Genomic DNA, 24,228 nt, shown 5'->3' on the forward strand with positions numbered 1-24,228 from the left:
CCCCGCCACAGGCTCGGGCTCTACCGCCGCCAGGGCTTGCGGCGCGATGGCGATCATGTGCCGGGCACGTTCGGCAAAACCGCGCAGTTCGCCGGCGCCATAACGCACCGGGCGGCCCATCTGCCAGGCCAGTTCCGGCACGATGTCCGCCTGCATCGACAACATCGCATCCACTGCAGCGCTGCAAAATGCTGCGCGTTCGCTCAGTGAGCGGCGTTGCCATGACGCCTGTGCGCTGGCAGCGGCGGTCAGCGCCTGCTCGACCTGCGCCGCATCGGCCATCTCTCGTTCGACGTACACCCGGCCATCGACCGGGGAGATCAATTGCACCTTCGCAGTCATGATGTTCTCAATAGCGCTCGAAACCGCGCTGCAATTCCCAGTCGGTGATTCGCCGGTCGTACTCTTTCTGTTCCCACTCGGCGGTGTGTACGTAGTGGTCGACCACCTCGTCGCCGAACGCTTCGCGCAACATGCTGGAGGCCTTGAGTGCGGCACTCGCATCGCGCAGGGTCTTGGACACTTCCGGCAAGTGCTCATCCAGGTAGGCGTCACCTTCGAACGGCGGCGCGAGATCGAGCTTCTCGTCGATACCGGCCAGGCCCGCGGCGATCAACGCGGCGAAGGCCAGATAGGGGTTGAGGTCGGCGCCGCCGATGCGGCATTCGATGCGGATGGCTTTGCTGCCTTCGGCACACAGGCGAAAGCCGGCGGTGCGATTGTCGCGGCTCCATACCGCCCGCGTCGGCGCAAAAGTGCCGACCTGGAAGCGCTTGTAGGAGTTGATGTAGGGCGCGAGAAAACAGGTGATGTCGTTGGCGTACCTGAGTTGCCCGGCGACCCAGGCACGCATCAGTTTCGACATGCCGAACTCGGCTTTCGCGTCGAAGAACAGCGGCTTTTTGGCGTTCTTGTCCCACAGCGAATTATGGATGTGACTGCTGGAGCCGGCAGTGTCGTAGCGCCACTTGGCCATGAACGTGATCGCCTTGCCCTGCAACTGCGCGATCTCTTTGCAGGCGTGCTTGATGATGACGTGGTGGTCGGCCATGGTCATGGCATCGGCATAGCGGATATTGATCTCTTCCTGGCCTGGGCCCCACTCACCCTTGGAGTTTTCCACGGGAATGCCCGATGCCTGCAAATGCTTGCGAATCGCCCGCAGCACCGGCTCTTCGCGGGTGGTCTGCAGGATGTTGTAATCCTCGATGTAATGGCCGGCGGTTTTCGGTTTGTGATAGTTGCGCTGGTGGATCGCCTCGTAACTCTCGTCGAACAGATAGAACTCGAGTTCCGAGGCAAACATGCCGGTATAGCCGCGCTCGCGCAGGCGCTCGACCTGTTTTTTCAGAATCGCCCGCGGGCTGTGGGGCAGGTCTTTGCGATGGTGATGATCGAGCACGTCGCACAGCACCAGCGCCGTGCACTCAAGCCACGGCACGCGCCGCAGGGTGGACATGTCAGGCTTGAGCACGAAGTCGCCGTAACCCTTGCTCCAACTGGCCGCGGCGTAACCCGGTACCGGCTCCATGTCGATGTCATCGGCCAGCAGGTAATTGCAGCAGTGGGTTTCTTCGTGGCCGCTGTCGATGAAAAACTCGACCTGGAATCGCTTCCCGACCAACCGTCCTTGCATGTCGACCATGCACACCAGCACGGTATCGATTTCGCCGGAAGCGGCAGCACGCTTGAGATCGTCAAAACTGAGTAGAGGCTCGGTCATCACGGCAATCCTGCGCAAATTGTTTGGGCCTTTCTGGAATAGCTGTTGCAGACGCTCTCCAGAAAAATCCAAAAACTGCAGCCGCGAGCATCGTGGGCAATTAGCTGCACTAAGCTTAGCCTACTGTCGATTTTCGCAAGTTTTCGGTGATTGAAGTTTGCCCAGTCGGGGTCAACATGGCCGTGGAAGGCCCAACGAAGCAGGCCGGTACAGGCTCGCGGGGAAATGAAAATGGCGAAGAAGAGAGCAAACAAAACCTACCAGAACCTCAAACAGCACTACCCGGATTACCTGGATACAGTTGAGGCCTTGGGCACGGCCGTGCGTCACGCCGGGCCGCTGGACGAGCAAGTTGTTCAACTGATTCAGCTCGGCGCCGCAGCGGCGATCCATTCCGAGGGCGCCGTGCACAGCCATACCCGCCGGGCGCTGGAGGCGGGTGCAACGCCGGAGCAGATCCGTCACACCCTGATCGCGTTGACCAGCACCATCGGTTTCCCGACCGTCGTGGCGGCGATCAGTTGGGCGGAGGATGTGATGGGGGAGGGAGCGGCACGTTGAGTGAACGGAGCCGCGGTTGAATTCATCGCGTGCTGCGATAGTCGTAGGGGGGATGACTTGCCACGCTGCTGGTAAGTTCAGCGGATGCGTTTAACGCGTCAATCAACGCTCGCACCCATGAACACCGAAGGCAAGTTACATCGAATCCGAGAAAGCGATTTTGGACGTGGCGTTAAGTCAAAGGCCTACCGTTGCAATTGTAGGAGCGAGCTTGCTCCGGGCGGCGTTCCGACGATGGTCGTTAACGATGACGCGGGTTTTCTGATTAAACGCGGTGTCCTCAAGTCCATCGTCGGAACGCCGCCCGGAGCAAGCTCGCTCCTACAGGTCAAGGGTGGTCGGCTTTATTCCGGCAACCCCGCCAGCCGCAGTCCATCGGCGAAACGGGCGAAGTCCTCAGGCCGTTGAATGGGCAGCCATTCCTTGAGGATGCCGAGGTGCAAAGAGGGATCCAGCGCTTGCAGGCGTTGCATCGCCAGATTCGCTTTATCTATCCGACCGTCGAGCGCATGACTGGCCGCCACCAATGCCGCCGCAACCAGCAGACTGGGCAGGTTGCCCAGGGCCTTTTCCGCCCAGTCTGCGGCGGTATCGAAGTGCCCGGCGAAGAAATGCGCGAGCGCCATCCCGACCTGCATCCTGAACATTTCCGGATCCACCGGGCTCAAGCGCACGGCATGGTTCAGATGTTCGATGGCGGCGTCCGTTTCACCGTGCAGCGCCCGCAGGATACCGCCCAGAAACCAGGCGGGGGCGAGGTTGGGATTGAGCAGGCGCGCCCTGTCGAGCAGTGCGATGCCGGCGTCGACTTCGCCGGCGAGATGAGCCAGCGCATGTCCGCCTCGGGTCAACGCGACAGCATCATCGCGACCGAGGGTCACTGCCAGACGCGCCAGCCGTATGCCCTCGGCGATTTCTGCGGGCCGATCGGTCATCCAGCCATTGAGCTTGCGCCAGAAGTGGCACCAGGCGGCCATGCCATAGGCCGAGGCAAACTCCGCATCGAGTTCGATGGCCTGGTAGAACATCGGCAGCGCCTGTTCGATGGCTTCCCGGCTGCCGCTGTGCAGTTTTGCCATGCCACGCAGGTAGTAGTCATAGGCGTCCAGGCTTTCCGTCGGCTTGCGTTTGGCGCGTTCGATTTCCGCCCGCTCCAGTTGTGGCGCGATCGCGCCGACGACGCTTTCGGTGACTTGGTCTTGCAGCTCGAAGATGTCGTCGAGCAGGCCTTCGAAGCGCTCCGCCCAGATGTGCGTCCCGCTCGTCGCGTCGATCAGTTGCCCGGTAATGCGCAGCTTGTTCCCGCTCTTGCGCACGCTGCCTTCGAGCACGTAGCGAACGCCCAACTCCTGGCCGACGCCCATGGCGTCCACCGCCCGGCCCTTGTAGGTGAAGCTCGAATTGCGCGCGATGACGAACAGCCAGCGAATACGCGACAGGGCGGCGATGATGTCCTCCACGACGCCGTCGGCGAAGTATTCCTGCTCCGGATCGCCGCTCAGGTTCTGGAAGGGCAGGACGGTGATCGAGGGTTTGTCCGGCAGGACGAGCGCAGGGGAAGGGATTGGCTTCGGGGCAGCGGTCGGGCGCTCGTCGATGTCAGGCTGTCGAGCTTCCCCGTTCGTGTCACCGTTGATCCGGCCGACGAAGCGGTAGCCCTTGCGGGCGACGGTGCGCACCAGGCGTTGCTCCTCCCCGGTATCACCGATGGCCTTGCGTACCGCATTGATGTGGCTGGTGATCGTCGATTCCGAAACGATCCGGCCGCCCCACACCGACTTGAGCAACTCGTCCTTGCTGAGGACCCGATCGGGATTATTGACGAACAGCAGCAACAGGTCGAAGACCTGCGGTCCGACGGCCACGACCTGCCCGCGCAAGGTCAGTTCCCGGCGCTCCTGATCGAGCACGTAATCTTCAAACGCGAATGGCAAGTTGAGCATCCCCTGGCGAAGCGCCCTCAACGCCGTGTCCCAGGCGGCTGGCGGTTGGTAACTGGGGAAGATGATACGGCAGCTCGACACCCGCTGCACCGTCAGCGGCAAGGGTAGCTGGAGGAACTTCAGTAGCTTTGGACATAAATCCAAGCGCTCGCCAAGGCAAACCCAAGCCCGGCGCAAGGACTTGCCTCACGCGTGCAGGCAATCTCTCTACACCGACGCAATCGTTGCAGTCGACAAGTGGAGAAAAGCCATGAAGATCGTCGTCATCGGAGGCTCCGGCCTCATTGGATCGAAACTTGTGAATACCCTCCGCGAGCGCGGCCATGACGCGCTTGCCGCCAGCCCCAGCACGGGCGTGAACAGCATCACCCGCGAAGGCCTGGCCGAAGCGATGGATGGTGCTGATGTGGTGGTCGACGTGGCGAACGCGCCGTCTTGGGAGGACCAGGCCGTTCTCGACTTCTTTGAAACGTCGAGCCGTAACCTGCTGGCCGCCGAAGCCGCCGCCGGGGTTCGTCATCACGTTGCCCTGTCGATTGTCGGGAGCGAACGGCTTCCCGATACCGGTTATTTCCGGGCCAAGGTCGCGCAGGAGGCCATTATCAAGGCGTCCGACATGCCTTACACCATTTTGCGTGCCACGCAGTTCTCCGAGTTTGCCGGCGGCATTGTCCAGTCGTTCACCGTCGGCGATGAGATTCATGCTTCGCCGGCGCTGATCCAGCCGATTGCGTCCGACGACGTGGTAGCGGCGCTGGCCGATGTCGTGCTGGCAGCACCGGTCAATGGCACGGTTGAAGTTGGCGGCCCGGAAACCATGCCGATCGACGAACTGGCCAGGCGCTATCTGCGGGCGACCCAGGACAACCGCAAGGTTGTGCCGGATGTACATGCCCGTTACTTCGGCGCCGTGCTCGACGATCAATCGCTGGTCACCGGCAAGAACGCACGCCTGGGGGCGATCCGCTTCGACGACTGGCTGGCCCGGTCGACGGCGCAGTAACGAATCGCACCCTCACATTTCCCTACGAATCCAGGAGAAATCCCATGGTTACCCGATTGCTGATGGCCGCTGTCTTCGCCGCGCTCTCGATCAGCGCCGCATCGGCCGCCGAGCCGCCCCCCGGCAAGGTGACGGTCGTGTTCGACCGTCCCATTCCCAATATTCCGGGCAAGAGCATGAGGGGCGTGGTCGTCGAGTACGGGCCGGGCGCCGCATCGCCAGCCCATACCCATCCGAAAACGGCCTTTATCTATGCAACGGTCCTTGAAGGCTCGTTTCGCATCCAGGTCAAAGGTCAGCCGGAAAAGATCTACAAGGTCGGCGAAAACTTCGTAGAGGAGCCGGGTTCCGTGCATCTGGTCAGCGCCAACGCCAGCGATACCCAACCTGCACGCCTGTTGGCGGTGTTCGTCCTCGACACCGACGAAAAGGTGCTCGTTACACCGATCAAACAGTGAGCCGATCAACGCGCTCATGAAGGTTCGACAGCCGGGCGGCAGACCCTGTCGCCCAGTGGCTGCTTTAGTTCTTGGCACTGAACAGGATATGAAAAAATGAACTCGCTCCTGGACAAGTCCGCCATTGCCACCAGCGCAAGTACCGGAACGCCTGAGGTCGTGGTGCGGCGCAGCAAGCGCAAGACCATCGGCCTGTTGCTGTGCGTCGGTGCCTTGATAGTCGTGGCGGTGTGGGGGGGCATGGCGTTTTCGAATGGCGTGACCTCGACCGACAACGCGTATGTCCGCGGGGACGTCACCTCGCTGGCCGCCAAGGTCGCCGGCTATGTCACGGCGGTCGAGGTCGGGGATAACCAGGCCGTGCACGCGGGTGATGTGCTGTTTCGTATCGATGACCGCGACTATCGCGCCAAACTTGCGCAAGCCGAGGCCAATGTCAGCGCCGCCCAGGCGCGCCTGACCCATGTCGATGCGCAGATCCAGCTTCAGCATGCGCTGATCAGGCAGGCCGAAGCACAAAGGCGCTCGGCCACCGCCGACATGAGCCTGGCGGCCAAGACCCATGACCGCAGCCGCAAGCTGATCGTCAGCAATGCGGTGAGCCAGGCGCTGGTCGATGAAACCGGCACGGCGCAATCCAGAGCCGTGGCTTCGGTTTCGGCCGCTTCGGCAACGGTCGAGGCGCAACAACAACGCATCACGGTGTTTGTGGCCGAGCGCGAGGCTGCCGTGGCCGCCGTGATGCAAGCGCAGGCCGCGCGAGATCTTGCCCGGATCGATCTTGAGCACACTGTGGTACATGCACCGGTGGATGGTGTGGTCGGTAACCGTCAGATTCGCCTCGGCCGCTTCGTCACGCCGGGCGTTTCCCTGCTCGATATCGTGCCGGTCAACGATGTGTGGGTCGTGGCGAATTTCAAGGAAACCCAGCTCGAACATATTCGCCCCGGCCAGCACGTTCGCATCACGGTCGATGGCTACCCCGACGCGGCACTCGATGGCGTAGTCGACAGCTTTGCACCGGGCAGTGGCTCGGCGTTCAGTCTGTTGCCGCCCGACAACGCCACCGGGAACTTTGTGCGTGTGGTGCAGCGCGTTCCGGTGAAGATCCGCCTGGCTGACAATCCACTACCGGGGCGCATCGTGCCGGGGCTGTCCGCGCGGGTAGAGGTTGCGCAAGGAGCCGGCTCATGAGTAGCGCCAGACCGACGACCGGCGTGCTGCTCATCGCGGGCATCGTCCTGGCCACGTTGACCGAAGCGATCGCCAGCACCGTGCTGGCCCTCGGCCGCGCCGACATCATCGGCGACACCTATGCCACGCCTGATGAATTCGCCTGGCTGGATGTCGGCTACATCGCGCTCAAGCTGATTGGGTTCATGATCGCCCCTTGGCTGATGCAGCGGTTTTCTGCGCGCAACGTGATCATCGGCGCAACCCTGGTCATGGGCCTGGCGTGCTGCGTGGCTGCCGTTACCGCCTGGCTGGAGCTGCTGATCGCATTGCGCATCCTGCAAGGCTTCACTGGCGGTACTTTGCTGGTAGCAGGCCAGGCGATCATATTTCGCGGCTATCCGCGCGCCCTTCAGCCGATTCTGCAAGCCCTGTTCGCCATGGCGGCCGTGGTCGCGTCTGCGACCCTCGCACCGGCCCTGCAAGGGTGGTTGATCGACAGCCAGTCCTGGACCTGGATTTTCTTCAGCGTGGTGCCGCTGGCCCTGGCGGCGATCGGCCTCTTGCTCATCGCCGACCACCCCATGCCCGCCAGGGGCCGGCAACGTTCGTTTGACTGGCTTGGCTGTTCGCTGATCGCTGCCGCGTTGTTCTGTTTCACCTACGTGCTCAGCCAGGGCAGCCGCTGGGACTGGTTCGAGGAACCGCGCATCCTGTTGCTGACGGTGATTGGCGCCGCCGCGCTGCTGGCCTTTCTCGGCCAACAGGTTTTGGCCAACGGCCAGGGGCTGCTCGACTTCAGCCTGTTCAAATCAAGCGACTTCACCTTTGCCTTTATCGTCAGTTTCGTCGCTGGTGCCGCCTTGTTCGGCAGCGCGTACCTGATCCCGGCGTTCGCCCTGTCAGTGCTCGCGTTCACGCCGACCGATGCCGGCCTGCTTCTGTTGCCCAGTGGCGGTTTTTTTGTCGGTTCACTGCTCATCGCTGCCTGGTTATTCAAAGTCCGCCGTGTGCCGCCGGTGGCTACCGTGCCCTTGGGCATCCTGCTGATCATGGCGGCGATGTGGATGCTGTCCGGCTCCACCAGCGAAAGCGGCACCAATGACATGATGGCGGCCATCCTGTTGCGCGGCCTGGGCCTTGGCTTCCTGTTTCTGTCGATCACGCTGATTGCTTTCACCCACCTCAACAGCCGCAACCTGGCCAGCGGCATCGGCCTGTTCAATACAGGGCGCCAGTTGGGTGGCTTGATGGGTGTCGCGGGGCTGCAGACCTTGATCGACCATCAGGTTGTCAGCAATAGCGTGGTCCTCGGCGCCAACGTCACTCCGGGTGGGCACGCGCTCATCGAACGGCTGACGACCGTAACCGCGATGCTGGCAGGGAAGGGCATGGATCAGTTGGCCGCTGGCCGGGCAGCCACGAGCCTGCTGGGTAAAACGGTGTCAGGTCAGGCCACGGTGATTGCCTTCGATACGGCGTTCTTTGCGGTGGCCCTGCTGTTCGTCTTCGCCGCGCCCATCCTGGTCGGCATCAAGATTGGCCTCTCGCGATACGCGAAAGTGCATGAACCACGGACGAATTGATGACCCGCACGAAAAAGCCCGGCTGTTGAGGCCGGGCTTTTCATTGAGTCCTGCGGTAAAGCACTGCATTCAGACAGCGCGGCTTTCGATCAGACGGTCGGAACCGCCTTCGGCAACGCGGTTTTGCAGCAGTTTGTCGGAACCGCCTTCAGCGACGCGGTTTTGCAGCAGTTTGTCGGAACCTCCTTCAGCGACGCGGTTTTGCAGCAGTTTGTCGGAACCGCCTTCGGCAACGCGGTTTTGCAGCAGTTTGTCGGAACCGCCTTCGGCAACACGTTTTTCCAGCAGACGATCCGAACCACCTTCGGCCACTCGATTTTCGATCAGACGATCGGAACCACCCTCAGCTACACGGCTTTCAATCAGACGATCCGAGCCGCCTTCAGCGACCACAGGTTGAGCAGAAGTGGCGGCAAAAGCGTTAACGGCGAAAACCGAGAAAGCGATGCTGAGAAGGGTTTGGCGTTTCATGATGGTGTGCTCCGGGGTGTAATGGGTTGGTATGGAGCAGATGTTACGCCGGGGATTTTTTAAGAGAACTTCATTGAATCAATGGTGACTATCGACGCAGTCAATGGATCGAATACTGCGCGTGCGGCGAGGGGACTTTCTGTGGCGAGGGGGCTTGCCCCCGTTGGGTCGCGAAGCGGCCCCAAAACCGCCGCCTATGTCTGCCAGGCATACCGTATTGACTGGTTTTACGACTGCTTCGCAGCCGAACGGGGGCAAGCCCCCTCGCCACAGTTTCATCACCATCAGGTCGTGCGTTACCCGATCCCCACCTGATTGCGCCCATTGTTCTTCGCCAAATACAGCCCCTTGTCCGCCGCCAGGATCAGGTCGCGGCAGTTGCTGCCTGCTTTCGGGGTGATGGTCGACAGGCCGATGCTGATGGTCAGGCTCGAACCTTCGGTCGGCGAATTATGTGGGATCTTCAAGGCTGCCACGGTCTGGCGCAGCTTCTCGGCAACCAGCCGCGCCCCGCCCTGGGAGGTGTTAGGCAGTACCAGGGCGAACTCTTCGCCGCCGTAACGGGCCGGCAGGTCCGAAGGCCGGGCGCTCGCGTCACGAATCGCCGCGGCGACCTTGCGCAGGGCTTCATCGCCTTCCAGGTGGCCGAAGCTGTCGTTGTAGGCCTTGAAGTAGTCGACATCGATCATCAGCAAGGACAACTGGCTCTGCTCACGCAGCGAACGGCGCCACTCCAGTTCCATGTATTCATCGAAGTGCCGACGGTTCGACAGCCCGGTCAGGCCATCGGAATTCATCAGGCGTTGCAGCACCAGGTTGGTATCGAGCAGTTGCTGCTGGCTGACCCGCAACGCGCGGTACGCCGCATCCCGTTGCAGCAGGGTCATGTAGGAACGCGAGTGATAGCGGATGCGCGCGACCAGTTCGATGGTATCCGGCAGCTTGACCAGGTAATCGTTGGCCCCGGCCGCGAAGGCCGCGCTCTTGATCAGCGGGTCTTCCTTGGTCGACAGGACGATGATCGGAATGTCCTTGGTCGCCGGGTGATTGCGGTATTCGCGCACCAGGCTAAGGCCGTCCAGCCCCGGCATCACCAGGTCTTGAAGAATCACCGTCGGCTTGATGCGGACCGCATGGGCGATGGCCTGGTGCGGGTCGGCGCAGAAGTGGAAATCGATATTATCTTCATTCGACAGGCCGCGGCGCACGGCTTCGCCGATCATTGCCTGATCGTCCACCAGCAACACCATGGCGGCGTTTTCGTCGGTCTTGAAGTCATCGAGCTGTAATTCATTCATGTGCGGTCACCTGAGTACTACCTGGACCAGGAATGCGGAAAAAGGTGCTCATTTGGCGAAAATTTCCAGCAGTCGTGGCGCTATCTTGTCCAGCGGGCGAATCTCCACGGCAGCGTCGATGGCTGCGGCCGCCTTCGGCATGCCGTACACCGCACTGCTGCTTTGGTCTTGTGCGATGGTCAGGTAGCCCTGTTGGCGCATGAGTTTAAGCCCTTGGGCGCCATCACGCCCCATGCCGGTGAGTAAAACCCCTATGGCGTCACCGTTCCAGTAACTGGCCACGCTCTCGAAGAACACATCGATTGAGGGTCGGTAGATTTCGTTGACCGGTTCGGCGGTGTAGGCCAGCGTGCCGTTTTTCAGCAAGCGGATATGGTGATTGGTGCCGGCCAGCAACACCGTGCCGCTTTGCGGTGGCTCGCCTTCCTCGGCCAACCGCACGTTGAGGCCACTGGCGCTGCCAAGCCATTCAGCCATGCCGGCGGCAAACACCTGGTCAACGTGCTGCACCAGCACGATGGCCGGAGAGAAATCACGCGGCAGTCCCTTGAGCAAGATTTCCAGCGCTGCCGGCCCACCGGCGGATGAACCGATGGCGATGAGGCTCTGGCGTGAGCCCGAGTTGCGCATTGGCGCCGGCGTCGGGCGCGGGGGGTTGCCCTTGTCGCCGATCAGCCAGCTGATGTTCAGGATCTTGCGCAACAACGGCGCGGCCGCTTCCTGGGCATTGCCGGAGCCGACGGCCGGGGTGTCGACCACATCCAGCGCACCGTGGCCCATGGCCTCGAACACCCGGTGCACGTTCTGCTGGCGATCCACGGTGACGATGACGATGGCACACGGGGTCTCGGCCATGATCCGCCGCGTGGCCTCGACACCATCCATCACCGGCATGATCAGGTCCATCAGAATCAGGTCCGGCGTGTCCTGTGCGCACTGGCGCACCGCTTCGGCGCCATTGCCGGCGACCCAGACCACCTTGTGTGCCGGCTCGAATGCCAGGGCGCGGCGCAGGGCCTCCACCGCCATGGGCATGTCGTTGACGATTGCGATCCTCATGCCCGCGCTCCTCCAATGAGCTCGACCACTGCATCGAGCAAGGCGTCGTCATGAAAACTGGCCTTGGCTAGATAATAGTCGGCCCCGGCATCCAGTCCACGGCGCCGGTCCTCTTCACGATCCTTGTAGGACACCACCATCACCGGCAGCGATTGCAGGCGATTGTCCCGACGCAGCAGCGTGACCAGTTCGATGCCGTCCATGCGCGGCATATCAATGTCAGTGATCAGCAGATCGAAATCCTCAGAACGCAACGCGTTCCAGCCGTCCATGCCGTCCACCGCAACCGCCACGTCGTATCCGCGATTGAGCAACAGCTTGCGCTGCAACTCTCGCACGGTCAGGGAATCATCCACCACCAGAATTCGTTTGCGGGCCGCCTCGACCACCTGATTGCTGTGACGGGCAATGCGCTCCAGACGCCCCGTATTGAGCAATTTGTCCACCGAACGCAGCATGTCTTCGACATCGACGATCAGCACCACCGAACCGTCATCGAGCAAGGCTCCGGCGGAAATGTCCTGCACCTTGCCCAGACGCTCATCCAGCGGCAACACGACCAGCGTGCGCTCGCCGATAAAGCGCTCGACCGCCACGCCGTAGATGGCATCGCGCTCGCGAATCACCACGACTTTCAGGGTTTGCCCGCTGTTCTGGCTGGCCGGACGTTGCAGCAATTGGCTGGCCGCCACCAACCCGACATGCCGGCCTTCGTGCCAGAAATGCTGGCGGCCTTCGACCTGCACGATATCTGCCGGCTCCAAGTCGCACATGCGCTCGATATGAGCCAGCGGGAAGGCATAGGCTTCGTCGCCGACATCCACCACGAGACTGCGAACCACCGACAGGGTCAGCGGCACCTCAAGGTGGAAACGACTGCCCTCGCCCGCCGTCTGTTCCAGCACCACCGCGCCGCGCAACTGCCGGACCATGTGCTGCACCGCATCCAGTCCGACGCCGCGACCGGACACCTCGGTGACCGTGTCGCGCAGACTGAAACCGGGCAGGAACAGGAACGTCAGCAGTTCCTCTTCACTCAACTGCGCGGCGGTTTGCGCGGGCGACAAATTTCGCTCGACGATGCTGCGGCGGACCTTCTCCAGGTCCACACCATTGCCGTCATCGCTCAATTCAAGCACCAGCAAACCGGCCTGATGAGAAGCTCGCAGGCGAATCAAACCTTCAGCCGGCTTGCCCGCCAGCAGGCGTTGTTCCGGCGTTTCGATGCCGTGGTCGACTGCGTTGCGCAACAGGTGAGTCAGCGGTGCTTCAAGTTTTTCCAGTACGTCGCGATCGACCTGAGTCTTCTCGCCTTCAATTTCCAGCCGCACCTGTTTGCCCAAGTCGCGACCCAGATCCCGGACCATTCGCACCTGCCCGGTCAGCACATCGGCAAACGGCCGCATGCGACAGGCCAGCGCGGTGTCGTACAACACCTGTGCGCGCTGGCTGGCATGCCAGGCGAACTCATCGAGTTCGGCGTTCTTTTCCATGAGCAATTGCTGGGATTGCGCCAGCAAGCGTCGCGCATCCTCAAGGGCTTCCTGGGCCTCCAGGCTCAGGGCCTGGTCCTTGAGATGAACGTTGAGACTTTCCAGTGCGCGCAGGCTGTTGCTCTGCATGCGCTTTAGTCGCTGCATGGTCGCAAGGTGCGGCTTGAGCCGCAGGGTTTCCACCAGGGATTTGCTCGACAGATCGAGCAGGCTATTCAGGCGCTCGGCGGTGACACGCAGCACACGTTCGCCGTTTTCGGTGGTGCGTCTGGTCTTGCGCGGGGCCGGATCTGACGCCGCTGGCGGTTCGACGGCAGGCGTCGGCAACTCGACCCTGGGCGCGGGGGCTTCGAGTTGCAGCTCGGCCATTACCGGTGCAGCAGGCGCAACCACAGCGGCCGCCGGGTCCAGCAACCGCGCCATCAATGCCACATAGGCGTCAATGTCCGCGGTCCCCGGCGTGCTGTTCGGTGTGGCGATGCGCATCAGCAAGTCAGTACCTTGCAGCAGTGCATCGATGTGCTCGGGGCGCAGCAACAGGCGGCCTTCCTGGGCACTGACCAGGCAGTCCTCCATCACGTGGGCGACGCTGACACCGGCATCGACGCCGACGATCCGCGCCGCGCCTTTGAGCGAGTGCGCCGCACGCATGCACGATTCAAGTTGATCGGCCTGGGTCGGGTTGCGCTCAAGCGCCAGCAGGCCCGCGCTCAAGACCAGGGTCTGGGCTTCGGCCTCCAGGCTGAACAGCTCCAGCAAAGAGGCGTCGCGCATTTGCTCGGGGGTCATGTGAGGCTCCGGGTCACGGCGGACAACAACTGCTCTTCATCCAGCCAACGCAGGCTGCGACCTTTGAATTGCAACACGCCACGGGTGTATTTGGCGCTGGCCTGAGCACCCGAGCGCGACGCGGCATCGAGGATGTGCTCATCGATGGCATGAATCCCGTCGACCTCGTCCACCGGCACCACCACCGGCCCGCCATCGGCCGCGATGATCAGCATGCGTGGCATGACCCGCGAGCCGGGAGCCACGTTACTGGTGCCGTCGAGCCCGAGCAGCTCCACCAGCGACAGACAGGCGACCAGCGCGCCGCGCACATTCGCCACGCCGAGCAAGGCCCGGGAACGCTGGTGCGGCAAGGAGTGAATCGCCTGCAACGGCGACACTTCCACCAGGCTGCGCGTGGCCAGGCCCAGCCATTCTTCCCCCAGACGGAACATCAATAACGAGCGGGTCTTTACCTCGCTCTCGACCGCGACGGACACTGGCCCGCGATCTTCCTGCTGCAATGCATAGCGATCGAGCAAACGCGTCGCGGCCGCCGAATACACCGCGCAATTGCGGCAATGAATATGCTCGCCGAGCAGCGGACAGGACTTGTCGCCGTGGATACCGATGCGGTTCCAGCAGTCGTCGATGGCCTGGGCATCCCGGGTGACGCTAAAGGTGTCGGAGGCGATCATCGTTTGCGCTCACTGTCGGCGGCGCGCCCGCTGCGGGCGGCACGTTCCTGCAATCGTCTGGCTCCCGGCGCGTCGCCCTGGGCCTGCAGCAATGCGGCCAGGTGCATCAACGCTTCAGGATGTTGCGGTTCGAGGTACAACGCCTTGCGGTAAAAACCCTGGGCTTCAAGGGTATTGCCGGCCACATCGCTGAGCAGTCCCAGCCAGTAAAAGACTTGAGCCACCGGCTCATGGCTGCGCAAGTAGCTTTCACACGCCGCTCGTGCCTCGGCGCTTTTGCCTTCATCGGCCAGCGCGGCGATATTGGCCAGCAGCACGGCAGTGTCTGCACCTGAGATCGCAGGCGCAGGCTGCAGTGGCGCAACCCGGGCAAATGGACGACTGCGCGCTGGCGCAGGCGGTGGGTTGCGCAACGGCTGCGACACTGGCAATGGCGCTGGAACGAATGCCGGCAAAGGCTCAGGCTCGGGCGTCCCTTGCCGACTGAACGCGAAGGACTGCGCGATACCGATCGAGCGCATCCCCAAACGCCCCAGCAGACTGCCTTCGGCCGGACCGATAAACAGCACGCCGTCAACGTGGGTCAGACACTTGAGCACGTCAAAGACTTGTTTCTGGGTCGGCTGGTCGAAATAGATCAGCAGGTTGCGGCAAAACACGAAATCAAACGGTGGTTCGCCGGCAAGCAAGTCCGGATCCAGCAGATTGCCAACCTGCAAGCGCACCTGCTCAAGTACGCGTGGATTGAGGCGATAGCTCTCGCCTTCGGCAATGAAATGACGGTCGCGGTACACAATGTCGTCACCCCGAAAAGAATTCTTGCCGTACACCGCACGTTTGGCTTTTTCCACCGACAACGGGCTGACGTCCATGCCGTCGACCTTGAACTGGTGCGGTTGGAGCCCGGCATCGAGCAACGCCATGGCGATCGAGTACGGTTCTTCGCCGGTGGAGCACGGCAGGCTGAGAATCCGCAGTGCGCGCAGATTATTGATCTCGGCCAGACGCTTGCTCGCCAGTTTCGCCAGGGTGGCGAAGGATTCCGGATAGCGGAAGAACCAGGTTTCCGGAACGATCACCGCTTCGATCAACGCCTGCTGCTCGTCCCGCGAGCCCTGCAAGGTGCGCCAGTATTCATCGGCCGAGGGTGCTTGCGCAGCGATGCTGCGCTGGCGCACCGCTCGCTCGATGATCGCAGGTCCCACGGAGGTCACGTCCAGACCGATACGTTCCTTGAGGAAGTCGAAAAAACGCTGATCGCTATTCATGACCGCTCCTCAAGCAGCGCCGGATCCAGTGGCGGCGAGGGGAACAACAATGCGCGAACCTGCTCGTCCAGCAGATCGCTGACCCGCACCCATTGCAGCAAGCCCTGCTCATCCTTGCGCACCGGCCCCAGGTAAGGCGTCTGCCGATTGTCCAGGCCGTAGGGCTGAAAATCCGCCGGATCGCAACGCAAGGTGTCGGTCGCCTGTTCCAGAATCAACCCGAGCAGGTGCGCCTCGGTGGTTGCATCCGGCCGGTAGTTGACCAGTACCAGCCGCGTACTGGTACGCGCCTGTGCAGGCGTACCAAAGGTCAGTGCGCTCAAGTCGATCACCGGCACCACCGCGCCCCGATAGGCGAACACCCCGGCGACCCAGGCGGGTGCATGGGGAATTGGCTTCAACGGCAGGCGCGGCAGCACTTCCGCCACCTCGATGGCTTGCAAGGCATAGCGCTCGCTGCCGATGCGGAACACCAGGAACAATGCATGCAGCGCCTGCTTCACGGCAGAGCGTTTGGCCGTGATTTCGCTCATCAGACTTTGAATCGCGAAACGCCGCTGCGCAGCCCGACGGCCACCTGGCTCAGCTCATCGATGGCGAAACTGGCCTGGCGCAAGGACTCGACGGTCTGGCTGCTGGCATCCCCCAACTGCACCAGCGCGTGGTTGATCTGCTCGGCGCCGGTGGCCTGGGCCTGCATGCCTTCGTTGACCATCAGCACCCGCGGCGCCAGCGCCTGAACCTGATGGATGATCTGCGACAACTGCTCGCCGACCTGCTGCACCTCGGACATGCCGCGACGCACTTCTTCGGAGAACTTGTCCATGCCCATGACCCCGGCCGATACCGCCGACTGGATCTCGCGCACCATTTGCTCGATGTCGTAGGTGGCCACGGCCGTCTGGTCCGCCAGACGCCGCACTTCGGTGGCGACCACGGCAAAACCGCGCCCGTACTCCCCGGCCTTCTCGGCCTCGATGGCGGCGTTGAGCGACAACAGGTTGGTCTGGTCGGCGACCTTGACGATTGTCACCACCACCTGATTGATGTTGCCGGCCTTCTCGTTGAGGATCGCCAGTTTGGCGTTGACCAGATCGGCCGCGCCCATCACCGAGTGCATGGTTTCCTCCATGCGTGCCAGGCCCTGCTGCCCGGAGCCGGCGGCCACGGAAGCCTGATCGGCGGCGGTGGAGACCTCAGTCATGGTGCGCACCAGATCCCGGGAAGTGGCGGCGATTTCACGGGAGGTCGCGCCGATTTCCGTGGTAGTGGCGGCGGTTTCGGTGGCAGTAGCCTGCTGTTGCTTGGAAGTGGCGGCGATTTCGGTCACCGACGTGGTGACTTGCACTGACGAACGCTGGGCCTGGGACACCAGGGAAGTGAGCTCGGTCATCATGTCGTTGAAACCGGTCTCTACCGCGCCGAATTCGTCCTTGCGCTCCAGGTTCAGGCGGCTGCTCAGGTCACCCGTGCGCATGATTTCGAGGATTTTCACGATGCGGTTCATCGGCGCCATGATGGCGCGCATCAACAGCAAACCGCAGAGGCCGGCAGCCAGGACGGCCACCAGCAGGGAAATGCCCATGCTGATTTTTGCCGAAAGCACGGCGTCGTCGATGGCGGCCATTTCGTGGTCGGCCACCAATTTGTTTTCGCGGAGGATGTCGTTGAGCTTCGTACGACCTTCGGTCCAGACCGGGGTCAGTTGCTCGGTGAACAACTTGACGGCCTCGGCTTCCTGGTTGCGACTGTGCAGATCGAGCACTGTCGTCAGAATCCTGCTGAACGCCTCGTGCCGTTGTTCGAAAGCGGCAAACTCGACCTTGTCTTCATCGGTCGTGATGGTGTTGCGGTAGTTACCTATCTGCTCCAGCAGACGCACTTCGAAAGCCTTGAATTCCGCGGCGTCTTCGCTGCTGATGCCCTGCCCTTCTTTCAATCCGAGCATTTCCTGAGTCTGCAGGTAAGTGTCGACCCAGGCGCTGCGAATCATGGAGCTGTAATAAACCCCCGGCAACGCGTCGTCCCGGACGCTGGCTTCGCTCTCTTCGATCTTCAGCAATCGCGAATAGGAGAGGACCACCATCAGCAGCATGATGGCGATAATTACCGCAAAGCTCGCCAAGATGCGTTGGCGCAACGTCCAGTTCTTCACAGTCAATCCTCGGGCCTGATTCGAAATGCGGGGAGTATAGCTGAGGGCGGTGTTTCATTTATAAGACGGTTGCTCGGCACCGCCCCTCACGAAATTGAGCGATGCCCTCGTGGGATGCGATTACGGTGTAGTAGGAGGCAACTGCTGATCAACCCTGTGAGCGAGTCCGGCTTGCAGCCTGATATTGAGCTTCCTTCCAAGGCTTAAACAGGGCTTCTCCAACAGGGTGTAACTGATACTTGCCAAGGTGAGCGTCGCCAGGATGTAGATCAAAAAGACACCTACATTGAATGCTGCCTGCAGGTCTGTTGCGTACGACGTCCACTCCAGAAAGAAGGGGTGCACCAGATACGTCGAATAGCTGATGGCTCCCAGATAGGTCAGGCTTTTTACTGTCCTGCGAAAGAACAGAGTCATGCTGAGGCCAATCACCATTCCTGCGATATAGCTGATCACGTACGCATAGGGGTTTTCGTTATGTCCATAGTCGGCGTTGTATGCGAGCAGGCAAATAACGGGCAGAAGAATAAGGAACAATGCCATCCACACAAAAATGTAACGACGTACTTTCCCCTCAACTACTCCCATACTAGCGTCTCGCCAAAAGCTGCCAAAAAACATGATCGACAGGCTTAAAGGCAACGCCACGGGGATTTTTTTGGCCAAATAAAATCGAACGATCGAAAAGACCAAAGCCAACACCAGCAGCCCGACTGCCGAGCCGAATCGTACGGAAACTCGTCCCAGCAAGCCCACGCTAAATAGCGCTGCACATGAAATATAAAAAAACATTTCGATGATAAGCGTCCAATAGACGCCAAATAAATCCGGTGTTTTCAAGATCGCCTGAAACATCGTCATATTGATCAGCAGCGTACTCACCGGAACATTAGTCGACAAGAACCAGTACGAACTTACGACAGCCAACACGATGGAAAACCAATACGCTGGGTACAGCCTGAAAAATCTGGAAATGGCGAAGGAGGCGATCGCATGTTTACCTTCTTTCAAACTGTAGGGAATGACCATCCCACTGAGAAGAAAGAAGATCACAACGCCCACTTGCCCAAGATTCACGTAGGTAAAAAAGAGAGTGTCCTTGAGCGGTGTTCTTTCTATGAAGTGAGCGATCACCACCATCATCGCTGCAATCCCTCTCAGGGCATCCAGATGCGTCAGACGATTCTGCGAGGTCATGTGTTCCTTCTCTTCCTGTGAGGGCTGGGGGCGGTACAAACTACCGATGCCCCTGAAAACCCACAAGGTTTATGTCACGTCTGATACACCTGTTTCTCCACTCCAGCTCAATCCCGGTTCCAGCCTGAGCTGTCTAGCCGGATCTTCAGGGTAAGACTTTCCGTGCTGTAGTCCCTGATCGTTGTCGAGTTTGATGCATCCGCCTCCGATCAATTGACGCTCGTGGATGTTGCTCAATAGTGGCCAGCGCCCCTGCCCATCAAAAAAAACGATATACACTCCCGCCAATCGATAAAAACAGCCCACCGGGTGCTTTCCCATGATGACCTTGCGTCAGATCCGTCACTTCATCGCCGTGGCCGAGACCGGCTCTATCTCAGCCGCCGCGCAAACCGCGTTCATTTCCCAGTCAACCCTGACCCTGGCGATCCAGCAACTGGAGGAGGAAATTGGCGTCAGTCTGTTCAGCCGCCACGCCAAGGGCATGACCCTGACCCACCAAGGGCATCAACTCCTGCGTCAGGCGCACTTGATCCTGGCTACGGTGGATAACGCCAAGCGCAGCCTGCAACAGAGCACCGACCAGGTCGCCGGGCAGTTGATCGTCGGCGTGACCAGCCTGGTGGCCGGTTATTACCTGGCGGATTTGCTCACCCGTTTCCAGCGTGCCTACCCCAACGTGGAAATCCGCGTGATGGAAGACGAGCGCCCGTACATCGAGCATTTGCTGGTCAGCGGCGAGATCGATGTCGGCGTGCTGATCCTGTCCAATCTCGAAGACCGCCACGCCTTGCAGACTGAAGTGCTGACCCACTCGCCGCACCGGCTATGGCTGCCGGCCCAGCACCCGCTGCTGGAACACGACAGCATCAACCTTGCCGACGTGGCCCGCGAGCCATTGATTCAACTGAACGTCGATGAAATGGACCGCAATGCCCAGCGCATGTGGTCAGCGGCCTCCCTGCAACCGCGCATTACCCTGCGCACGGCCTCGACCGAAGCGGTGCGTAGCCTGGTAGCTGCCGGCCTGGGCGTGTCGATCCAGCCCGACATGACCTATCGCCCGTGGTCACTGGAGGGCGACATCATCGAAGCGCGGCCGATTGCCGACCTCAGCCAGACCCTGGATGTCGGCCTGGCCTGGCGTCGCGGCACCGCGCGGCCGGCGCTGGTGGACCCGTTCCTTACGGTCGCCCGCGAACAACCCCACGGCGGGCGCAAGCCATCTATTTAATCGAATGCCACCTTCAGTATTTAGTATTTGTTGTCCTCGGGTCCGCGAACTAGTCTTGTTGCATCTAATAAAGACGGCCGGGCCCCAGTCACAGGGAGCGCTGCCATGTCTACACAAGAAGCCACACAAAAAACGAGAACCCGAAAAATGGCTGGCGCGCAGACCCCGTTGTTCACCGCATTGTTGATCGATGGTGAATTAGTTGCCGGCCAAGGCTGCGTCGAGCCGATTCTCAACCCGGCCACCGGGGAAGTGCTGACGCAAATTGCCGAAGCCAGCACCGAGCAAGTCGAAGCAGCGATCCTCGCGGCGAATCGAGCCTTTGCCGGTTGGTCACGGACCACGCCACAGCAGCGTTCGAACCTGCTGCTGGAAATCGCCAACGTCATCGAAAAAAACGCCGACCTGCTCGCCCGCCTCGAAGCCATGAACTGCGGCAAGCCGTTGCACCTGGCCCGTCAGGATGACCTGAATGCCACGGTCGACGTATTCCGCTTCTTTGCCGGTGCCGTACGTTGCCAGACCGGCCAACTCAGCGGCGAGTACCTGCCGGGCTACACCAGCATGGTCCGTCGCGATCCTATCGGGGTGGTGGCGTCGATTGCGCCGTGGAACTACCCGATCATGATGGCCGCGTGGAAAATCGCCCCGGCCCTCGCCGCCGGCAACACCCTGGTGTTCAAGCCGTCGGAACACACGCCCCTGTCGATCCTGGCCCTGGCTCCGGCACTGGCCGAGATCCTGCCACAGGGTGTGATCAACATCATTTGCGGTGGCGGTGAAGGGGTCGGCAGCCACCTGGTGAACCACCCTAAAGTGCGTATGGTGTCGCTGACCGGCGATATCGTCACTGGCCAGAAAATTCTTCAAGCCGCCGCCAAAACCCTCAAGCGCACACATCTTGAACTCGGCGGCAAGGCCCCGGTGATCGTCTGCAACGATGCCGACATCCAGGCCGTGGTCGAAGGCGTGCGCACCTACGGCTATTACAACGCCGGCCAGGATTGCACCGCTGCTTGCCGCATTTATGCCCAGGCCGGGATTCATGACCGATTGGTGGCCGAACTCGGCGCGGCGGTCAGCAGCCTGCGCTTCGCCGGCAAACGCGACGCCGACAATGAAATCGGCCCATTGATCAGCACCCGCCAGCGCGACCGCGTGGCCAGTTTTGTCGAACGCGCCCTCGGCCAGCCGCACATCGAACGGGTGACTGGCGCGGCGGTGCATTCCGGTGCCGGCTTCTATTACCAGCCGACCCTGCTCGCCGGCTGCAAGCAAAGTGACGAGATCGTCCAGCGCGAAGTGTTCGGGCCGGTGGTCACCGTGACCCGCTTCGATGAACTTGAACAGGCGGTGGACTGGGCCAACGATTCGGAATACGGCCTGGCTTCGTCGGTCTGGACCCAGAACCTCGACAAGGCCATGCAGGTCGCGGCGCGCTTGCAGTACGGCTGCACCTGGATCAACAGCCATTTCATGCTGGTCAGCGAAATGCCCCATGGCGGCCTGAAACGTTCGGGCTACGGCAAGGACCTGTCCAGCGATTCGCTTCAGGACTACAGCGTGGTGCGACACATCATGGCCCGCCATGGCGAGCATCTCTGACTACGCTTATAACAAGCCACCAACGGCTTGCTTCACCACGTTCACAACTGCCCCGACCATAATTTGAAGAAGAGGGAAATTCCATGTTCGTGCACAAGACCGCACTGCTCAGTGCAATCACCACCGCGCTGCTGGCCAGCGCCAGTCTCCAGGCCGCCGAGCCGCTCAAAGCTGTCGGGGCCGGCGAGGGCCAACTGGATATTGTGGCCTGGCCTGGCTACATCGAACGTGGCGAGAGCGACAAGGCCTACGACTGGGTGACCGGTTTCGAGAAGGAAACCGGCTGCAAGGTCAACGTCAAGACAGCGGGCACCTCCGACGAAATGGTCAGCCTGATGGCCAAGGGTGGTTACGACCTGGTGACAGCGTCGGGCGATGCCTCCCTGCGCCTGATCGTCGGCAAGCGTGTGCAGCCGATCAACACTGCGTTGATCCCGAACTGGAAAAACCTCGACCCGCGCCTCAAGGATGGACCGTGGTACGTGGTCAACAAGCAGACCTACGGCACCCCGTATCAGTGGGGCCCGAACGTGTTGATGTACAACACCAACGTGTTCAAGACCGCGCCCACCAGCTGGGGCGTGCTGTTCAATGCGCAAAACCTGCCGGACGGCAAGTCGAACAAGGGCCGCGTGCAGGCCTATGACGGCCCGATCTACATCGCCGACGCGGCGCTGTACCTGAAGACCGCCAAGCCGGAACTGGGCATCCAGAACCCGTACGAACTGACCGAAACCCAGTACAAGGCCGTGCTCGACCTGTTGCGCGCCCAGCAGCCGTTGATCCACCGCTACTGGCACGACACCACCGTACAAATGAGCGACTTCAAGAACGAAGGCGTAGTCGCCTCCAGTTCGTGGCCGTATCAGGTCAACGGCCTGATGAACGAGAAACAGCCGATCGCCTCGACCATTCCGAAAGAAGGCGCCACCGGTTGGGCCGACACCACCATGATGCATGCCGAGGCCAAGCACCCGAACTGCGCCTACAAGTGGATGGACTGGTCGCTGCAACCGAAAGTCCAGGGTGACGTCGCGGCGTGGTTCGGCTCGTTGCCAGCGGTTCCGGCGGCGTGCAAGGAGAGCGAATTGCTCGGCGCCGAAGGCTGCAAGACCAACGGTTTCGACCAGTTCGACAAGATCGCCTTCTGGAAAACCCCGCAGGCTGAAGGCGGCAAGTTCGTGCCGTACAGCCGCTGGACCCAGGACTACATCGCGATCATGGGCGGCCGCTGACACACCGCTCAACTGTGGCAAAGGAGCTTTTGTGGCGAGGGGGCTTGCCCCCGTTGGGTGGCGAAGCCGCCCCATAACCCGTCACCGCGGTCTGGCAGACAAACCGCGATCTCCGTTTCAGGGCTGCTGCGCAGCCCAACGGGGGCAAGCCCCCTCACCACAGTCAGTATTCCAGCCACACATGCGCGAACACGATTCAGTTTTTTCAGAAGTCCAGGCAGGGCCGCTGCGACGGCCTTCGCCTTTTTGGAGCACCGCACCATGACGCTTGCAGTCCAGTTCACCAACGTTTCCCGGCAATTCGGCGAAGTAAAAGCCGTAGACCGGGTTTCCATCGACATCCAGGACGGCGAGTTCTTCTCCATGCTGGGGCCTTCCGGCTCGGGCAAAACCACCTGTCTGCGCCTGATCGCCGGTTTTGAACAGCCGAGTGCAGGTTCCATCCGTATTCATGGCGAAGAGGCCGCCCACCTGCCGCCGTACCAGCGTGATGTGAACACCGTATTCCAGGATTACGCGCTGTTCCCGCACATGAACGTTCGCGACAACGTCGCCTACGGCTTGAAGGTTAAAGGCATCGGCAAGGCCGAACGCCTCAAGCGTGCCGAAGAATCCCTGGAGATGGTCGCCCTCGGCGGCTACGGCGACCGCAAGCCGGTGCAGCTCTCCGGCGGTCAACGCCAGCGTGTGGCCCTGGCCCGCGCTTTGGTCAACCGTCCACGGGTGCTGTTGCTCGACGAACCCCTCGGCGCGCTCGACCTGAAGCTGCGCGAGCAAATGCAAGGCGAATTGAAGAAGCTGCAACGCCAGCTCGGCATCACCTTCATTTTCGTCACGCACGACCAGACCGAGGCGCTGTCGATGTCCGACCGCGTTGCGGTGTTCAACAAGGGCCGCATCGAACAGGTCGACAGCCCGCGCAACCTGTACATGAAACCGGCCACCACGTTCGTGGCGGAATTCGTTGGCACCTCCAACGTGATTCGCGGCGAACTGGCCAAGCAGTTGAGTGGCAATCCGCAGCCATTCTCGATTCGCCCGGAACACGTGCGCTTCGCCGACGGTCCGCTAGCCAGCCACGAAATTGAAGTCAGCGGCTTGCTGCATGACATCCAGTACCAGGGCAGTGCGACTCGCTATGAGCTGAAACTGGAAAATGGCCAGACCCTGAACATCAGCAAGGCCAACAACCAATGGCTGGACACCAGTGCACAGCACCAGACCGGGCAGCGCATCAGTGCACGTTGGGCGCGTGAAGCCATGATTGCGTTGCAAGACACCGTTGCGGGCGGGGTGTGAG

Annotated in this window: 21 protein-coding genes; 9 read left to right on the forward strand and 12 right to left on the reverse strand. The window is 61.3% G+C overall.

The features are described from left to right. Together PMI29_RS17940 and PMI29_RS17935 are read right to left on the reverse strand one after the other, a co-directional pair. A partial coding sequence (locus PMI29_RS17940) for an aldehyde dehydrogenase family protein (RefSeq protein WP_007996943.1) occupies positions 1-342 on the reverse strand: 342 nt, incomplete at its 3' end. A 7-nt stretch (positions 343-349) separates the two neighbouring features. Then, positions 350-1,723 (reverse strand): glutamine synthetase family protein, encoded by a 1,374-nt coding sequence (locus PMI29_RS17935; protein WP_007996944.1) that lies wholly within the window; start codon positions 1,721-1,723, stop codon positions 350-352. A gap of 231 nt (positions 1,724-1,954) precedes the next feature. Here PMI29_RS17935 and PMI29_RS17930 point away from each other — a divergent pair, with 231 nt between their 5' ends. Then, positions 1,955-2,284 carry a carboxymuconolactone decarboxylase family protein gene (locus PMI29_RS17930; RefSeq protein WP_007996946.1) on the forward strand — a complete coding sequence of 110 codons (330 nt, stop codon included), beginning with the start codon at positions 1,955-1,957 and terminating at the stop codon, positions 2,282-2,284. Positions 2,285-2,628: 344 nt separating this feature from the next. Here PMI29_RS17930 and PMI29_RS17925 read toward each other — a convergent pair whose 3' ends face one another. Beyond that, positions 2,629-4,218 (reverse strand): winged helix-turn-helix domain-containing tetratricopeptide repeat protein, encoded by a 1,590-nt coding sequence (locus tag PMI29_RS17925; RefSeq protein ID WP_033052277.1) that lies wholly within the window; start codon positions 4,216-4,218, stop codon positions 2,629-2,631. Positions 4,219-4,477: 259 nt separating this feature from the next. Here PMI29_RS17925 and PMI29_RS17920 point away from each other — a divergent pair, with 259 nt between their 5' ends. The 4 genes from PMI29_RS17920 (at position 4,478) to PMI29_RS17905 (ending at position 8,447) form a co-directional block, all read left to right on the forward strand. Beyond that, positions 4,478-5,230: an SDR family oxidoreductase gene (locus tag PMI29_RS17920; protein WP_007996950.1), complete on the forward strand. Its 753-nt coding sequence runs from the start codon at positions 4,478-4,480 to the stop codon at positions 5,228-5,230. A 44-nt stretch (positions 5,231-5,274) separates the two neighbouring features. Further along, positions 5,275-5,688 carry a cupin domain-containing protein gene (locus PMI29_RS17915; protein ID WP_007996953.1) on the forward strand — a complete coding sequence of 138 codons (414 nt, stop codon included), beginning with the start codon at positions 5,275-5,277 and terminating at the stop codon, positions 5,686-5,688. 96 nt (positions 5,689-5,784) lie between these two features. Beyond that, positions 5,785-6,882, forward strand: a complete 1,098-nt coding sequence (locus PMI29_RS17910) for an HlyD family secretion protein (RefSeq protein ID WP_007996954.1) — start codon at positions 5,785-5,787, stop codon at positions 6,880-6,882. Next, positions 6,879-8,447, forward strand: coding sequence for a DHA2 family efflux MFS transporter permease subunit (locus PMI29_RS17905; protein WP_007996956.1), 1,569 nt, complete (start codon positions 6,879-6,881; stop codon positions 8,445-8,447). Before PMI29_RS17910 ends, PMI29_RS17905 begins: the two co-directional genes overlap by 4 nt. A 69-nt stretch (positions 8,448-8,516) precedes the next feature. Here the strand turns inward: PMI29_RS17905 and PMI29_RS17900 are convergent, their stop codons facing one another. The 9 genes from PMI29_RS17900 to PMI29_RS17860 form a co-directional block, all read right to left on the reverse strand. Continuing rightward, positions 8,517-8,918, reverse strand: a complete 402-nt coding sequence (locus tag PMI29_RS17900) for a hypothetical protein (RefSeq protein WP_007996958.1) — start codon at positions 8,916-8,918, stop codon at positions 8,517-8,519. 296 nt (positions 8,919-9,214) lie between these two features. Further along, positions 9,215-10,216: a response regulator gene (locus PMI29_RS17895; protein WP_007996960.1), complete on the reverse strand. Its 1,002-nt coding sequence runs from the start codon at positions 10,214-10,216 to the stop codon at positions 9,215-9,217. A gap of 48 nt (positions 10,217-10,264) precedes the next feature. Then, the gene (locus tag PMI29_RS17890) at positions 10,265-11,275 is read right to left on the reverse strand and encodes a chemotaxis response regulator protein-glutamate methylesterase (RefSeq protein WP_007996961.1); all 1,011 of its coding nucleotides are present in this window, start codon (positions 11,273-11,275) and stop codon (positions 10,265-10,267) included. After that, positions 11,272-13,557, reverse strand: a complete 2,286-nt coding sequence (locus PMI29_RS17885) for a hybrid sensor histidine kinase/response regulator (protein WP_007996962.1) — start codon at positions 13,555-13,557, stop codon at positions 11,272-11,274. Before PMI29_RS17885 ends, PMI29_RS17890 begins: the two co-directional genes overlap by 4 nt. Further along, positions 13,554-14,234 carry a chemotaxis protein CheW gene (locus tag PMI29_RS17880; protein WP_007996964.1) on the reverse strand — a complete coding sequence of 227 codons (681 nt, stop codon included), beginning with the start codon at positions 14,232-14,234 and terminating at the stop codon, positions 13,554-13,556. Before PMI29_RS17880 ends, PMI29_RS17885 begins: the two co-directional genes overlap by 4 nt. After that, the gene (locus PMI29_RS17875) at positions 14,231-15,502 is read right to left on the reverse strand and encodes a CheR family methyltransferase (RefSeq protein WP_007996965.1); all 1,272 of its coding nucleotides are present in this window, start codon (positions 15,500-15,502) and stop codon (positions 14,231-14,233) included. The genes PMI29_RS17880 and PMI29_RS17875 overlap by 4 nt, the downstream gene beginning before the upstream one ends. Further along, positions 15,499-16,035 (reverse strand): chemotaxis protein CheW, encoded by a 537-nt coding sequence (locus PMI29_RS17870; RefSeq protein WP_007996967.1) that lies wholly within the window; start codon positions 16,033-16,035, stop codon positions 15,499-15,501. The genes PMI29_RS17875 and PMI29_RS17870 overlap by 4 nt, the downstream gene beginning before the upstream one ends. Then, on the reverse strand, positions 16,035-17,657 hold the full coding sequence (locus tag PMI29_RS17865; RefSeq protein ID WP_007996968.1) for a methyl-accepting chemotaxis protein: 1,623 nt from the start codon (positions 17,655-17,657) through the stop codon (positions 16,035-16,037). The genes PMI29_RS17870 and PMI29_RS17865 overlap by 1 nt, the downstream gene beginning before the upstream one ends. A 120-nt stretch (positions 17,658-17,777) precedes the next feature. Continuing rightward, on the reverse strand, positions 17,778-18,854 hold the full coding sequence (locus PMI29_RS17860; RefSeq protein ID WP_007996970.1) for an acyltransferase family protein: 1,077 nt from the start codon (positions 18,852-18,854) through the stop codon (positions 17,778-17,780). Positions 18,855-19,173: 319 nt separating this feature from the next. Here PMI29_RS17860 and PMI29_RS17855 point away from each other — a divergent pair, with 319 nt between their 5' ends. The 4 genes from PMI29_RS17855 to PMI29_RS17840 all read left to right on the forward strand — a co-directional run bounded on the left by PMI29_RS17855 (position 19,174) and on the right by PMI29_RS17840 (position 24,227). Continuing rightward, on the forward strand, positions 19,174-20,088 hold the full coding sequence (locus PMI29_RS17855; RefSeq protein WP_007996972.1) for a LysR family transcriptional regulator: 915 nt from the start codon (positions 19,174-19,176) through the stop codon (positions 20,086-20,088). Positions 20,089-20,235: 147 nt separating this feature from the next. Further along, the gene (locus PMI29_RS17850) at positions 20,236-21,693 is read left to right on the forward strand and encodes a gamma-aminobutyraldehyde dehydrogenase (protein WP_033052273.1); all 1,458 of its coding nucleotides are present in this window, start codon (positions 20,236-20,238) and stop codon (positions 21,691-21,693) included. An 83-nt stretch (positions 21,694-21,776) separates the two neighbouring features. Continuing rightward, positions 21,777-22,928 carry a putative ABC transporter substrate-binding protein YdcS gene (gene ydcS / locus PMI29_RS17845; protein WP_007996975.1) on the forward strand — a complete coding sequence of 384 codons (1,152 nt, stop codon included), beginning with the start codon at positions 21,777-21,779 and terminating at the stop codon, positions 22,926-22,928. Between the two features lie 261 nt (positions 22,929-23,189). Beyond that, positions 23,190-24,227, forward strand: a complete 1,038-nt coding sequence (locus PMI29_RS17840) for an ABC transporter ATP-binding protein (RefSeq protein ID WP_007996977.1) — start codon at positions 23,190-23,192, stop codon at positions 24,225-24,227. The last annotated feature ends 1 nt before the right edge of the window (position 24,228 follow it).

It is taken from the genome of Pseudomonas sp. GM49, assembly GCF_000282355.1.
Taxonomy (GTDB): Bacteria; Pseudomonadota; Gammaproteobacteria; order Pseudomonadales; family Pseudomonadaceae; genus Aquipseudomonas.